Here is a 13,901-nt window from a genome sequence, read left to right on the forward strand (position 1 = left end):
GATGAGCATCACGATCGAACCGTACGACCTGCCCACCAGCGTCCCGGCCAGCACCGCGACCTGGCGGCCCCACCCGGGCCGCGCGGCCCTGCTGATCCACGACATGCAGCGCTACTTCCTCGGCTTCTACCCCGAAGACGGCGAACTGCGGCGCACGCTCGTCCGCAACGTCGTCCAGGCGCGGGAAACGGCCGACCGGCTGGGCATCCCGGTGTTCTACACCGCCCAGCCCGGCTCGATGACGCCCGAGGACCGCGGGCTGCTGCAGGACATCTGGGGCCCGGGCATGAAAGCCACGCCCGCCGACCGGCAGGTGATCGACGAGCTCACGCCGACCCCGGCCGACGTCGTCCTGACCAAGTGGCGCTACAGCGCGTTCCACCGCACCGACCTGCTCGAACGGCTGCGGGCGGCCGGGCGCGACCAGCTGATCGTCTGCGGGATCTACGCCCACGTCGGCTGCCTGATCACCGCGGTCGAGGCGTTCACGCACGACATCGAGACGTTCTTCGTCGCCGACGCGGTCGCCGACTTCGGCCCGGACCAGCACCGGCTCGCCGTCGACTACGCGGCCGCCAACTGCGCGGTAGCGACCACGACGTCGGCGCTGGTCGGCGAGCTGGAAGGCGCGGTGGTCACGTGAGTCCCCTGCCCATCCGCGCCGGCTCGCCGTACGCGATCCTGCACCGGCCCGGCAGCGGCCGCGGCGACCAGGTCGAGATCGTCTCCGGCCCGGTCCGCACGGCCGAGCGGCTGGCCGACCTGACCCTGGACGACGGGACCTGGGAAGGCCGGGGCCGGCACACGAAGCTGGTCCTGCTCCCGTACCGGCAGCTCGCCGAGCGCGGGTACGACTGCCCGGACGACCAGGTCCCGTTGCAGGTGATGGACATCGAGTCCCAGGCGACGCTCACCGTCGCCGAGACCCTCGCGGCGCTGCCCGACGCCGTCCCGCCGCTGGAAGACCGCGCGTTCGACCTCGGTGACGACGAGTACGCCCGCACCGTCGAGCGGATCCTCGACTACGAGATCGGCGCCGGCGAGGGCGCGAACTTCGTGCTCTCGCGCAGCCTGCGCGGCCGGTTCCCCGGCTTCGACGACGACGTCGCCCGGGCGGTCTTCAAGCGCCTGCTGGGCGCGGAAGCCGGCGCGTACTGGACGTTCCTGGTCTTCACCGGCGAGCGCTACCTGCTGGGCAGCACGCCCGAGCAGCACGTCCGGCTGTTCGACCGCACGGTGACCATGAACCCGATCAGCGGCACCTACCGCTACCCGGAAGGCGGCGCCGACACCGAAGGCCTGCTCGAGTTCCTCCACGACGAGAAGGAGGCCGACGAGCTCTGCATGGTCGTCGACGAGGAACTGAAGATGATGGCCGAGCTGTGCGACCGCGGCATCCGGGTGTCCGGGCCACGGCTGCGGCGCATGTCGCGGCTGGCGCACACCGAGTACTCCCTGGAGGGCGAGACCGGGAAGCCGCTGACGGAGGTGCTGCGGCACACACTGCTCGCGCCGACCGTCACCGGCAGCCCGCTGGTCAACGCCTGCCGGGTGATCCGCCGCTACGAGCCGAAGGGGCGCGGCTACTACAGCGGCGTCATCGGGCTCGTCGGCAGTGACGACGACGGCCGCCGCTCCCTGGACTCGGCGATCCTCATCCGCACCGCGGACATCTCGCCGGGCGGTGACGTCCGGCTGGCCGCCGGGTCGACGATCGTGCGCGAGTCGGCGCCGCTGTCGGAAGCCGCGGAGACGACGGCGAAGGTGTCGGCCGTGCTGAAGTCGCTCTCCGGCGAAGCCCGCCGGTCCGCGACACCGCCGCCGTCGACGTCGTCCGACGAGGTGCGCTCGGCGCTGAAAGCACGCAACGACGGGAAGTCGCGGTTCTGGCTCGACGGCGCCCGGCCCGGCACCGGGTCCCGGGTGCGGATCACCGTCGTCGACGCCGAAGACGCGTTCACCTCGATGCTGGCCTACCAGCTCAAGTCGGTGAACTGCGACGTGACGACCGTGCCGTGGGACGCGCGGGAGCTGCCGGAGAACGACCTCGTGCTGCTCGGCCCCGGGCCGGGCGACCCCAACGACGTCGCCGGCGCGAAGGTCGGCCGGCTGCGCGCGCTGGCCGCGGACCTGCTGCGAGAAGGCCGTCCGCTGGTCGGCGTCTGCCTGGGCCACCAGGTGCTCTGCGCCGAACTCGGGCTCCCCGTCCAGCGGCTGGCGCGGCCCAACCAAGGCCGTCAGGCACACGTGACGATCGACGGCACGCGCCGCGCGGTCGGGTTCTACAACAGTTTCGCCGCGCGTACGGCCGACGACCGCGTCGCGGTGCCCGGCCGTGCCGACGCGGAAGTCGTGCGTGGCCTCGACGACCAGGTCATCGGCCTGCGCGGGCCGGGACTGGCGACCATCCAGTTCCACGCCGAGTCGTTCCTCACCGAGGACGGCCCGGCCATCCTGCGCGACGTCGTCGACCACGCGACCACAGGAGGAGGCAACTCATGACCACCACCGCTCCGGCGTTCGACCGCGCCCGGCTGAGGGCCTTCCTCGGCCACTTCACCACCGGCGTCACCGTGGTGACCTACCGGCGCGGCGAGCAGGTGCGCGGCGCGACCGTCAACGCGTTCACGTCGGTGTCGCTGGATCCGCCGCTCGTGCTGGTCTCGCTCGACCGGCGCAGCCGCTCGGTCCAGCACCTCGACAGCGGGCCGTTCGTGGTGAACATCCTCGCCGAGGACCAGCAGGACGTCGCGATGCACTTCGCGGGCAAACCCCTCGCGGACGACGACGTGCCGTGGGTCGACCTCGACTCGCCGGTGCCGCGGCTGGGCGGCACGGTCGGGCACGTCGAGTGCACCCCGTGGCGCGCCTACGACGGCGGCGACCACGTGCTGCACGTCGGCGAGGTGACCGGCCTCGACCTGGCCGGCGGGCGGCCGCTGCTGTTCTTCGGCGGCGAGTTCCCGCGGCTGGCCGAAGACCCCGAAGCACCGCACTGGTCGTGGTCGCTGGACGACCCGATCGCGCCGCAGCCCTTTGCTGCGCCGCACCGATGGGAGGCAGGCAAGTGAGCGAGACGACGACCCGGCCGTTGACCGGGGACGAGTACCTGGAGAGCATCCGCGACGGCCGGGAGATCTGGGCCTACGGCGAGCGCGTCGACGACGTGACCAAGCATCCGGCGTTCCGCAACACCGCCCGGATGACCGCGCGGCTGTACGACGCGCTGCACGACCCGGAGAAGAAGGACGTGCTGACCACGCCGACCGACACCGGCAGTGGCGGGTTCACGCACAAGTTCTTCCGCGCCCCGAAGTCCACTCAGGACCTGATCGGTGACCGTGACGCGATCGCCGAGTGGGCCCGGATGAGTTACGGCTGGCTCGGCCGCAGCCCCGACTACAAGGCGAGCTTCCTCGCCACCCTCGGCGTCGACCCGGGCTACTACGGCGAGTTCGAGGGCAACGCGCGCCGCTGGTACGCCGAGGCGCAGGAGAAGGTCCTCTTCTGGAACCACGCGATCATCAACCCGCCGGTCGACCGGCACAAGGCGGCCGACGACGTCGGGGACGTGTTCGTGCACGTCGAAGAGGAGCGTGACGACGGCCTGGTCGTCAGCGGCGCCAAGGTCGTCGCGACCGGCTCGGCGCTGACGCACGGCAACTTCATCGCCCACTACGGGCTTCCCGTGAAGAAGCGCGAATTCGCCCTGGTGGCGACCCTGCCGATGGACTCGCCGGGGCTGAAGCTGATCTGCCGGCCGTCGTACGCGCTGCAGGCGGACACGACGGGCAGCCCGTTCGACTACCCGCTGTCGAGCCGGCTCGACGAGAACGACACGATCTTCGTGCTCGACAAGGTGAAGATCCCCTGGGAGAACGTGTTCGTCTACGGCGACCAGGCCAAGGCGGCGACGTTCCTGTCGGCGTCCGGGTTCCTGAACCGCTCGACGTTCCACGGCGTGACGCGGCTGGCCGTGAAGCTGGACTTCCTGGCCGGGCTGCTGCTCAAGGGCGTCGACGTCACCGGCACGAAGGACTTCCGCGGCATCCAGACCCGCATCGGCGAGGTGCTGGCCTGGCGGAACATGTTCTGGGGGCTGAGCGACGCGATGGCGCTCAACCCGGACCCGTGGAAGGACGGCGCGCTGCTGCCGAAGCTCGACTACGGCATGGCCTACCGCTGGTTCATGACGATCGGCTACCCGCGGGTGCGGGAGATCATCCACCAGGACCTGGGCAGCGCGCTGATCTACCTGAACTCGCACGCCAGCGACTTCCAGAACCCGGAGCTGCGGCCCTACCTCGACAAGTACGTCCGGGGCTCGTCGGGCTACGACGCGGTGGAGCGGGTCAAGCTGATGAAGCTGATCTGGGACTCCGTCGGCACGGAGTTCGCCGGCCGCAACGAGCTCTACGAGCGGAACTTCTCGGGCAACCACGAGAACGTCCGGATCGAGATGCTCACCGCGCAGCAGGCGTCCGGGCAGGTCGACGGCTACAAGGGCTTCGCCGAGCAGTGCCTGGCCGAGTACGACCTCGACGGCTGGACCGCGCCGGACCTGATCAACCCCGATCGGCTCTGACATGAGCCACGACGTGACGGAGGGCCTCCCCGCGGTGCGGGAAGGCCCTCCGGTCGTAGGTTTCCCAGCCGGCCCGTCAGCTCTCGACGAGCATCAGGCAGAACCCGTCGTGGCCGCGGCTGCCGACGGTCTGCACGGTCGTCGCGGTGACACGCGGTTCGTCGGCCACCAGCTGGTTGAACCGCCGCACGCCCTGTACGGCAGGGTTGGGGCTGTCGGCCTCGATGACGAGCCCGTCGAGCACCACGTTGTCCACGACGATGACGCTGCCCGGGCGGGTCAGCTTCAGGGCCCAGCCGAAGTACTCCGGGATGTTCGCCTTGTCGGCGTCGATGAACACGAGGTCGAACGGCTCGCCGCCCGCCAGCTGCGGCAGGGTGTCGAGCGCCTTGCCGACGCGCAGGTCGACGACGTCGGACAGGCCGGCGTTGTCGATGTTGCGCTGCGCGACCTCGGCGAAGGACGGTTCGGCCTCCAGCGTGGTCAGCGTGCCGCCCTCCGGCAGCGCCCGGGCCAGCCAGATGGCGCTGTAGCCGCCGAACGCGCCGATCTCGAGGATGCGGCGCGCGCCGTGGGTGCGGGCGAGCAGGTGGAGGAACTTGCCCTGGTTGGGTGCCACCGCGATCTCCGGCAGCCCGGCCTCGGAGCTGGCCTTGGCCGCGAGGTCCAGGGCGGCGTCGTGTTCCACCATCAGGTTCGAGGTGTAGGTGTCGATTTTCGTCCACTGGTCTTCGCTCATGTCTCCCGATGCTACTTGAGTAAGGCGCTCGGCTATAGGGATAATGGAACTATTTTTCCCGTCAGGTTGATTTCCTGTCGGCAACCACTGTAGTCTCGGAAGAGATCGGGCGGTTGTTTTCGCCGCCGCCCCCGATGATCGATCAAGGCCACTCTCCGAGGCGCCGTCTGGGAATGCTCTCCCGGCGCCGGAAGAAAGGATGGCGACATGTCCGAGAACGCCGTGGCGACCCTCGAGTCGCCCCGCCTTGCCCCGCTCCGCGCGGCCACGTTCCACCACCTGGGGATCCAGACCGCCGATCTCGCCAACTGCGTCTCCTGGTACCAGGAGTTCTTCGGCTGCAAGGAAAACTGGGCCCTCGACGAGTTCTCCGAGCTGACCACCAGCCGGCTGCCCGGCATCGTCGAGCTCGTCGAACTGAGGGCCGGCGGCACCCGGTTCCACCTCTTCGAGCGCGCGGGCCGAGGCACTGAACCGCCCGACCCCGGCGACGCGCAATTCCAGCACGTCTGCATGGAGGTCGGTTCGCCGGAAGAAATGCTCGCCTGGCAGCGGCACTGGACCCGGTTGTACGAATCCGGGCGATTTCATTTCACGCGCGACGAACCCGCGACGGAGATCGTCACCGACGACGACGGCGTGCAGAGTTTCTACGCATTCGACGTGAACGGCCTGGAATACGAGTTCACCTGGATCCCGGAGGCCGCGTCATGACCGTTCCCGTGCTGACCGGAGTCCCCGTGCGCGAGGGGTGGGACTTCGGCGACTTCCCCTACGGCCTCGAACCGCTGACCATCCCCGACGCGGGCACCGGACCCGACGGCGACGGCCCGTGCTCCCGCTTCGCCGGGCTGTGCACCCACCTGGAGCACATCTCCCGCAGCGGGGTGCCGGGCCCGGTCGAACCCGTCGAGTCGTCCGACCGGCTGTACTGGTTCCGCTGGATCACCGGCCACCAGGTGACGTTCGTGCTGTGGCAGCTCGTCGCCCGCGAACTGGCGCTGGCCGAGCGCGGCGAGCGGGACCGCGAGGCCGCGCTGGCCTCGGCGGCGCTGTTCACCCGCGGCTTCAGCGCGATGCTGCTCTACACCAGCTCGACGCCGGTCAACGTCTACCACGAGGTGATCCGGCCGAGCATGTTCCTGCAGCACCGCGGGTTCAGCGGCACGTGGGCGCCGGACTTCGCGCCGGTCCGCGACCTCTACCGCGGCAAAGGCCTGCCCGACGACGACTCGCCCGGAGTGAAGGCGCTGCGCGACGAAGTCGGCTTCTACCAGCGCGTCCACGGCGGGATCGCGGCCAAGCTGGTGCCGAGTGGCCGGTCGCTGCTGCAGGACGCGGCGGGCGCGGCCGAGGCACCGCACCCGGACGTGCTGAGCGTCGTCTACGACAACTACTTCATGACGCTGCGGGCGCCGACGTCCCTGCCGGATGTGGTGGCCCAGCTGCTGCGGCGGCTCAACGCCGTGGCGCTGGACGTCACGCAGAACGGCGTCGACGCGGTGTCCGACGCCGAGGACCCGCCCGCCGAGCTGACCAGTCCCGAGGTCCGCTCCTGTGAGGCCGGGTTCGTCGGCCTCCTCGCCGACGTCGCGGCGTGCGCCGCCGGCGCCCCGGCGGACTGAGCCGTGCGCCACGGCATCGTGTTGCTGCCCGAACAGCGCTGGTCCGCCGCGCGGGACCGCTGGCGCCGCGCCGAAGAGCTCGGGTTCGACCACGCCTGGACCTACGACCACCTGATGTGGCGCTGGCTGCGCGACGAGACCTGGTTCGGCTGCCTGCCGACGCTCACCGCCGCGGCCGGGGTGACGTCGAAGATGCGGCTCGGCTCGCTCGTCGCGACCCCGACGTTCCGCCACCCGGTGTCCTTCGCCAAGGAGCTGATGACGCTCGACGACATCTCCGACGGGCGGCTGATCTGCGGCGTCGGTTCCGGAGCCGGCGGGTACGACGAGAGCGTCTTCGGCGCGGAGCAGGAAGGCAGCCGCGCCGGGCGGTTCGCGGAGTTCCTCGAGCTGACGGAACTGCTGCTGCGGCAGCCGGTGACGTCGTACGAGGGCAAGTACTACCGCTGCGAAGGCGCCCGGATGGTCCCGGGCTGCGTACAACGTCCGCGGCTGCCGTTCGCGGTCGCCGCGACCGGCCCGAAGGCGATGGGCCTGGCCGCGCGGTACGCCGAAACCTGGATCACCGCGGGCGCGCCGGGCCGGTTCGACGCGCGGCGCTGGGACCTGGTCGTGCCGGAGCTGAAGGACCAGCTCCGGGCGTTCGAGGACACCTGCGCCGCGGCGGGCCGCGATCCGGCGTCGGCGGGGAAGCTGCTGGTGACCGGCGCGACCGTCGGGGGCGTGCTGGATTCCGCCCAGTCCTTCCGGGACGCCTCGGGCACGTTCGCCGACCTCGGCTTCACCGACCTGGTCGTGCACTGGCCGCGGCAAGCCGAGCCCTACCGAGGGGACGAGCGGGTCCTCGACAAGCTGGACCTGGTCTGAAGGGAGCAGCATGCCCGCGTACGAGATCGTCAACATGTTCGCCGACCACGTCTACGCCGGCAGCGCGCTCGGCGTCGTCCCAAGGGCCGGTGACCTCGACACCGCGGGCATGCAGGCGCTGGCCCGCGAGATCAACCACACCGAGACGGCGTTCGTATTGCCGCCCACCGGAACCGGCGCCGACTACCGCGTCCGCGTGTTCACCCCGGAGGCGGAGTCGCCGTTCGGCGGGCATTCGAGCGTCGGCACCGCGGTGACGCTCGCGCGGCTGGGCCTGGTGCCCGCCGGGCGGGTCGTGCAGGAGTGCGGCCCGAAGCTGCTGCCCCTGGACGTCTCCGCCGAAGCGGGCAAGATCACCGCGAAAGACCCCCTGGCCAGCGAAAAGCTCGACGCCAGGGTACTGCTCGGCGCCGTCGGCCTGCCCGCCTCCGCAGCCGGCGGCGCCGTCCCCGCGGCCTGCGGGTTCGGCCCGGCGTTCCACTTCCTGCCCGTGCGCGCCGACGCCGTCGCGGCGGCGACGCCCGACTTCGCCCGGATGGCCGACGCCGATCTCGCCGACGTCCTGGTGTTCGGCTGGGACCCGGCGACGAACACCGCGCACGGCCGCCTGTTCGCGCCGGGTTACGGGATGCCCGAGGACCCGGCCTGTGCCTCGGCCGCACTCGGCCTCGGCGTCTGGCTCGTCGAAGCGGGCCGGCTCACCGGCGACGGCACCCATGACTTCACGCTGCGACAGGGCCGCGAACAGGGCCGTCCGTCCACTTTGTACTGCTCGGTCCAGGTCACCGGCGGCCGGCCGGTGTCGGCCTCGGTGTCGGGCGCCGTGCTGCCGGCGGGAGCCGGCGAGCTCGCCGATCCGGACCGCGAGAAGGGAAGCTGACGTGCTCGACCGACCCGAACTGCTCGGCACCCGGGGTGCCGTTTCCGCCACGCACTGGCTGGGCTCCGCCGCCGGGACGGCGATGTTCGACCTGGGCGGCAACGCCTTCGACGCCGCCGTCGCCGCGGCGTTCGTCATCCAGGTCGTGGAACCCCACCTCAACGGCCCGGGCGGCGACGTCCCGATCCTGGTCCACGACGGCGCGACCGGCGAAGCCGAGGTGATCTGCGGGCAGGGCCCGATGCCGGAAGCCGCGACACCCCAGGCGTTCCGCGACCGCGGCGTCGACGCCATCCCCGGTTCGGGACTGCTCCCGGCGGTCGTCCCCGGCGCGTTCGGCGCCTGGCTGCGCCTGCTGCGCGACCGCGGCCGCCTCGACCTCGGCACGGTGCTCGCCCCGGCCATCGACTACGCCGAGCACGGGTACCCGCTGCTGCCCAAGGCGGCGGACATGATCGACGTCCTCGCGCCGCTGTTCCGCGAAGAGTGGACCGGCTCCGGCGAGGTCTACCTGCCCGGTGGCCGGTCGCCGAAGCCCGGCGCACGGATCTGCAACAAGCCCCTCGCCGCGACCTACCGGCGGATCGTCGCCGAGGCCGACGCCGCCAAGGGCGGGCGCGAGAACCGGATCGACGCCGCCATCACCGTGTTCTACGAAGGGTTCGTCGCCGAGACGATCGCCGACTTCCTCGCCACGGCCGAGCCGCTCGACTCCACCGGCCGCCGCAACAGCGGCCTGCTCACCGGCGACGACCTGGCGGCGTGGCGACCCACGATCGAGCAGACGGTCACCGCCGACTACCGCGGCCACACTGTGCACAAGGCGGGTCCGTGGTCGCAGGGCCCGGTGTTCCTCCAGCAACTTGGCCTGCTCGAAGGCTTCGACCTGGCCGCGATGGACCACGGCGGCGCCGACCACCTCCACACGGTCGTCGAGAGCGCGAAACTCGCCTTCGCCGACCGCGAGGCCTTCTACGGCGACCCGGCCCACACCGACGTCCCGCTGAAGGAACTCCTGGACCCGGCGTACGCCGCCGCGCGCCGCGAACTGATCGGCACAAAGGCGTGCGGCGAGCTGCGTCCGGGCCTGGACGGCTGGTTCCCGCAACCCCCGCTGCCCGCCGAGCCGGACGCGGACTGGCGCGCCCAGCTGGCCGACGGGATCCCGGCCGTGGTGAAGCTGACCGCCGCCAAGGGCGACACGTGCTGCATCAGCGCGTCGGACCGCGACGGCAACATGGTCGTCGCGACCCCGAGCGGCGGCTGGCTGAAAAGTTCGCCCGTCATCCCCGGCCTCGGGTTCCCGCTCGGCACGCGCGGGCAGATGGCGTTGCTGGACGAGGGGCACCCGAACACGGTCGCGTCGGGCAAGCGCCCGCGGACCACGCTGAGCCCGACCCTGGTGACCAAGGACGGGCGGCCGCACCTGGCGTTCGGCACCCCGGGCGGCGACCAGCAGGACCAGTGGACGCTGAACTTCTTCATCAGCCACGTCGACGGCGGCCTGCGCCCACAGGCGGCCGTCGAGCAGCGGGCGTTCCACACCGACCAAGTGCCCTCGTCGTTCGCGCCGCGCTCGGCCCGCCCGAACCGCCTGGTCGTGGAGAACAGCTGCCCGCCAGAGGTGGTCGCGCAGCTGCGGGCGCGCGGCCACGACGTCACCCTCGCCCCGGACAAGTCCCTGGGCAAGGTCTGCGCGACGGGGTTCGACGGCGACCTCGTCCTGGCCGCGGCGAGCCCGCGCGGGCAGCAGGCCTACGCCGTCGCCCGCTGACTCAGGAGGTGTCCTGGTGAACTCCGTACTGGAACTGTCCCCGAGCCGGCGCGCGCTGGCCGAAGTCACCGACGAGCTGGGCCGGGGCCGGCCCGCCGTCGTCCACAACGGACGCGAGGCCGTGTTCGTCCTGCCCCTGGCCGAGGTTTCGCCGCCGTCGGTCGCGTTCCTGGTCCGGCACGGCTCGGGTCTGGTGATCGCCGCGTTGCCCCGGCGGCGGTGCGACGAGCTGGGCCTGCCGAGGATGTGGGGCGCGTTCGAGGAGCCGTCGGACTACTGCGTCACGGTCGACGCGGCCGACGGCGTCACCACGGGCATCTCGGCGACCGACCGCGCGACGACGCTCTCGCGGCTGGCCGACCCGAAGGCGGGCCCGGCGGACTTCCAGCGGCCCGGCCACGTCATGACCCGCGCGACGCACCCGGACGGCGTGATCGGCCACGCCGGCTTCGCCGAAGCGGCGTCGGACCTGGCCGAACTGGCCCACTGCGGCCCGGCGGCGGGGTACACGCACATCGTCAGCCCGCTCGACCCGACACGGCTCGCCAAGCCGGGGGAGCTGGACCGGCTGCGCGGCGAGTGCCCGCTGCCGACGGTGAGCCTGGCGATGCTGCGCGGGTTCCGGACCCAGCTGGCTGCTCAGCGGTTGCCGGGCGAGAGTACGTAGGAGAATCGGCGAACGCGCGGCACCCAGGTCTGAAAGACCTCGACCTCCCGCAGCGTGAGCACTTCGGAGAGTTCCGTCAGGCTGAGGTGGAGATGTTCCCACTGAGGAACCTCGGCAGCAGGGATCGCGCCGATGGCCAAGTTCTCCCAATGGCCCTCGGCTTCAACGGGTTGCAGATCCGACACGAAGCTGGCCCAGGAAGCCTCCATAGGCCTTCGGAGTAGTGCGTCGGCAAAGCGGCCGAGCAAGCGTCCGTGCGCGGTGAACGTCGCCAGGAGGATGATCACCGCTTCGTACTCCCCGCCGAGGAACGCGGATGCGTCCGAGAGATCTCGCGTCGCCCGAAGCATGCTGTAGAGGTTGATGAGGCGCTTTGCGTCCCGAGGGGTATCGATCAGCCGGTCCAGACACGACAAGAGATCGATCTCCAGGGTGGTCAGAGGCCGCGGAACCTCCGGTGGGCTCTGTGGATCCAGTTGAGCGGCAACCTGCGAACGTGGCTCGACTGTGATGGCTGCCGTGGCGGGTTCGGCGGGAGCGACCGCACCTTCGGTCTGGGCGAGCTGTTCCTCCTGCGACGGTTCTCTGGACATCGCCGACGGAGCTTCCAACATGCTCTTCAGCAGTTGGTGAAGACTGCCAGCGGGCATCCTGGGCAGGACCAGCGGGATGTTGAGGATCTTTTCCAGGTAATCCTCCGGAGTAACATGCCACCCGTCGGGCCTCAGCGTAGGCTCGGTCTCGATCAACCTGTCATAGTGTGTGCTTAGGGAGCGCAGCAGCCAGCGCGGATCCACGCCCACGACCACGACGAACAGATCGAAGGCGAGCAGAAGGTGCACCGCCTGCAATACATCGACGACCTGTTGCGGGCTACACCGATCGAGGTCGTCGATATAGAGCACGATCCGGTCCATCGGCCGCGGCGGATCGTCTTTCGCCATCGGGGCAGTCATCAACGAAACGAGCTTCTCGAAGTCTTTGCGGATCGTCGAGATCAGTCCTAGGTTGTCGCGATAGTCAGCGCTCTGAGCGCGCTCGGCGAGAAAGCCATAAAGTCGACGTCCTGGCGTCAGCTCCGCAAGTTGCCTGCCCAGTTCACCGGTCCTGGCGACAATCTCCTCCAGCTGTGCTTCGGCAAGCCGCTGGTCCGACTCGGCCTTGCGCAGTGCGACGAGTTCCGGTTCGGCAGCGCTGTTCGTTCCGATCCGCAGCTCGTCGGCCAGCCTTCCCAGGCGACGCATCCCGGCGCGCGCGATTCCCAACAAAGCGAGTCCGGCAGAAAATAGGCTGGTGAATAAAGGTCCGACTACCGCGAACAGTTCCTTTGTCTGCGACACGAATGCACTGGCACACACCCCTGCCAGCAACAGGAGACCGGCAAAAACGATAGCCGCTTTCCCGCCTCGGTACATCGACGTTCGGCGCAGCTCTGCAGCTTCGTCGAACGTGCCACACACCTGGTCGGCCAACAGTCTGCCTTGCTCGGCCGGATCGCTGAGACCAAGCTGACGCCACAGCTTGTCGTATTCCTCACGGAACGTGGGGGACTGCCGCAGTGCGCGTAAAAGCTGTCTGGCTCGGAACCTGCGGTCCCTATCGGCGGTTCCGATCTTGTTCTTCAGCGCCGTGGCCTCTGCCTCGGCCCGTTCGGTCACCGCAGTCAATTGCTTGCGCTGCTCCAATGCACTGGCGAGGTGGTCGCGAAGCTCCGCGCCCTCCCGTAGCCGAGCCTGGTGTTCGGCCACGGACTCACCAGGCCGCTGAGCCGGCTCGGCGAGCTGACGGAAGATCTCGTCGCCGAGGCTGGCCCAGAGGTTTGAGTCCGCGTAGTGCCAGGCGTTGAATCCAACCTGCGCGATCTTTCCGCAGTAGCCTGGGGTTCCTTCCAATTCCTTGACTTGACCGCGCAGCATGCCCATGAAGAAGCTCTTTCCAGAGCCCCATTCCCCGAACACGCCGATCGATAGAGGCAGCGGAGTGTCGTTCGCCGCGATCACCGTGGCCAGCATGGACACATACGGCTTGACTCCGAGGTGATCCCGTTCCAACTGGATGTACTCGTTCGGGTCAACTAGGTCCCTCGTCAACCCGCCCGCGAGCTCCACGTTCGAGAACGCCGGCGACGCCACCCCCATACTGGCGGATTGAACAGCTCGGGGCCGGCTGCCGGTTGTGCTGAGGCCGGCCGGCCACTCCTTCGGGATGGCGTTCACCTGGGCCTGCGACCTGGAAAAGATGATGACAGTCTCGACAGAGGTACGCACCGCCAGCGCACCCTCGATCATGGCACGCGCAGCCACTCGTGGCTCGTGTCCCAGTCTCCCGGTGGCGAACAACGGCAAGGCCACGGCCGTCGCGCCGGCATCGGATGCGGCCGTGAGGGCTGCGCCCGTGGCAGTTGCGATCGCACCAGGTGTCGCGTCTTCGAACATACCTCCGTCGTGCGGGGTGGCCAGCACCGCCAGTCGCAGTCGCAGGCCGCGAACACGGGTGTGCGAAGACAAGTCGAGCAGAACCGGTGAACGCGGAGTGATCGACTCGAGTACGACCAAATTCCAGTCCGCCTCCGGGAATTCCTCTCGCATCGCGTCGCCGACCCCGCCGTAAGTTGAGCCGACCGAGACAGCAAGAGCGTCGACTGGCAGTTCCCACGGCCGACTGGTCACGGCGAGGCTGTAGGTGACGCCGGCGAGCGTTTGGAGCGGGGTCACGTCGGCTTGCTGCGGCTGGCTCATCGCTCCTGACTCGTCCGTCTGAGCGA

Annotated in this window: 12 protein-coding genes; 10 read left to right on the forward strand and 2 right to left on the reverse strand. The window is 70.0% G+C overall.

From position 1 onward, the window contains the following. Position 1 precedes the first annotated feature (1 nt). The 4 genes from OHS18_RS05515 to OHS18_RS05530 are packed head-to-tail and all read left to right on the forward strand — an operon-like array spanning position 2 to position 4,585. The gene (locus tag OHS18_RS05515) at positions 2 to 643 is read left to right on the forward strand and encodes an isochorismatase family protein (RefSeq protein WP_328455421.1); all 642 of its coding nucleotides are present in this window, start codon (positions 2 to 4) and stop codon (positions 641 to 643) included. Continuing rightward, positions 640 to 2,502 (forward strand): anthranilate synthase family protein, encoded by a 1,863-nt coding sequence (locus OHS18_RS05520; RefSeq protein ID WP_328616177.1) that lies wholly within the window; start codon positions 640 to 642, stop codon positions 2,500 to 2,502. The genes OHS18_RS05515 and OHS18_RS05520 overlap by 4 nt, the downstream gene beginning before the upstream one ends. Further along, positions 2,499 to 3,071: a flavin reductase family protein gene (locus tag OHS18_RS05525; RefSeq protein WP_328455419.1), complete on the forward strand. Its 573-nt coding sequence runs from the start codon at positions 2,499 to 2,501 to the stop codon at positions 3,069 to 3,071. Before OHS18_RS05520 ends, OHS18_RS05525 begins: the two co-directional genes overlap by 4 nt. Next, complete coding sequence (locus tag OHS18_RS05530; protein WP_328455417.1) at positions 3,068 to 4,585, forward strand: 4-hydroxyphenylacetate 3-hydroxylase family protein; 1,518 nt, start codon at positions 3,068 to 3,070, stop codon at positions 4,583 to 4,585. Before OHS18_RS05525 ends, OHS18_RS05530 begins: the two co-directional genes overlap by 4 nt. Before the next feature lie 76 nt (positions 4,586 to 4,661). Here OHS18_RS05530 and OHS18_RS05535 read toward each other — a convergent pair whose 3' ends face one another. Beyond that, positions 4,662 to 5,324 carry an O-methyltransferase gene (locus tag OHS18_RS05535; protein ID WP_328616178.1) on the reverse strand — a complete coding sequence of 221 codons (663 nt, stop codon included), beginning with the start codon at positions 5,322 to 5,324 and terminating at the stop codon, positions 4,662 to 4,664. Positions 5,325 to 5,531: 207 nt separating this feature from the next. On the opposite strand from OHS18_RS05535, the gene OHS18_RS05540 reads away from it, so the two are divergent. The 6 genes from OHS18_RS05540 to OHS18_RS05565 are packed head-to-tail and all read left to right on the forward strand — an operon-like array spanning position 5,532 to position 11,137. After that, positions 5,532 to 6,038, forward strand: a complete 507-nt coding sequence (locus OHS18_RS05540) for a VOC family protein (RefSeq protein WP_328616179.1) — start codon at positions 5,532 to 5,534, stop codon at positions 6,036 to 6,038. After that, positions 6,035 to 6,949 carry a hypothetical protein gene (locus OHS18_RS05545; protein ID WP_328616180.1) on the forward strand — a complete coding sequence of 305 codons (915 nt, stop codon included), beginning with the start codon at positions 6,035 to 6,037 and terminating at the stop codon, positions 6,947 to 6,949. Before OHS18_RS05540 ends, OHS18_RS05545 begins: the two co-directional genes overlap by 4 nt. A gap of 3 nt (positions 6,950 to 6,952) precedes the next feature. Further along, positions 6,953 to 7,816, forward strand: coding sequence for an LLM class flavin-dependent oxidoreductase (locus tag OHS18_RS05550; RefSeq protein ID WP_328616181.1), 864 nt, complete (start codon positions 6,953 to 6,955; stop codon positions 7,814 to 7,816). A gap of 10 nt (positions 7,817 to 7,826) precedes the next feature. Beyond that, complete coding sequence (locus tag OHS18_RS05555; protein WP_328616182.1) at positions 7,827 to 8,696, forward strand: PhzF family phenazine biosynthesis protein; 870 nt, start codon at positions 7,827 to 7,829, stop codon at positions 8,694 to 8,696. 1 nt (position 8,697) lies between these two features. Continuing rightward, the gene (locus OHS18_RS05560; RefSeq protein WP_328616183.1) at positions 8,698 to 10,470 is read left to right on the forward strand and encodes a gamma-glutamyltransferase family protein; all 1,773 of its coding nucleotides are present in this window, start codon (positions 8,698 to 8,700) and stop codon (positions 10,468 to 10,470) included. 16 nt (positions 10,471 to 10,486) lie between these two features. After that, on the forward strand, positions 10,487 to 11,137 hold the full coding sequence (locus OHS18_RS05565) for a 3,4-dihydroxy-2-butanone-4-phosphate synthase (RefSeq protein ID WP_328616184.1): 651 nt from the start codon (positions 10,487 to 10,489) through the stop codon (positions 11,135 to 11,137). Here the strand turns inward: OHS18_RS05565 and OHS18_RS05570 are convergent. Next, positions 11,110 to 13,875: a P-loop NTPase fold protein gene (locus OHS18_RS05570; protein WP_328616185.1), complete on the reverse strand. Its 2,766-nt coding sequence runs from the start codon at positions 13,873 to 13,875 to the stop codon at positions 11,110 to 11,112. The two genes, OHS18_RS05565 and OHS18_RS05570, sit on opposite strands and share 28 nt — an antisense overlap. Positions 13,876 to 13,901: the final 26 nt, after the last annotated feature.

It is taken from the genome of Amycolatopsis sp. NBC_00355, from assembly GCF_036104975.1.
Lineage (GTDB): Bacteria > Actinomycetota > Actinomycetes > Mycobacteriales > Pseudonocardiaceae > Amycolatopsis.

Coding starts and splice junctions, on each gene's coding strand:
- OHS18_RS05515 (WP_328455421.1), top strand. CDS start 2: ATGAGCATCACGATCGAACCGTACGACCTGCCCACCAGCGTCCCGGCC.
- OHS18_RS05525 (WP_328455419.1), top strand. CDS start 2,499: ATGACCACCACCGCTCCGGCGTTCGACCGCGCCCGGCTGAGGGCCTTC.
- OHS18_RS05535 (WP_328616178.1), bottom strand. CDS start 5,324: ATGAGCGAAGACCAGTGGACGAAAATCGACACCTACACCTCGAACCTG.
- OHS18_RS05540 (WP_328616179.1), top strand. CDS start 5,532: ATGTCCGAGAACGCCGTGGCGACCCTCGAGTCGCCCCGCCTTGCCCCG.
- OHS18_RS05545 (WP_328616180.1), top strand. CDS start 6,035: ATGACCGTTCCCGTGCTGACCGGAGTCCCCGTGCGCGAGGGGTGGGAC.
- OHS18_RS05555 (WP_328616182.1), top strand. CDS start 7,827: ATGCCCGCGTACGAGATCGTCAACATGTTCGCCGACCACGTCTACGCC.
- OHS18_RS05570 (WP_328616185.1), bottom strand. CDS start 13,875: ATGAGCCAGCCGCAGCAAGCCGACGTGACCCCGCTCCAAACGCTCGCC.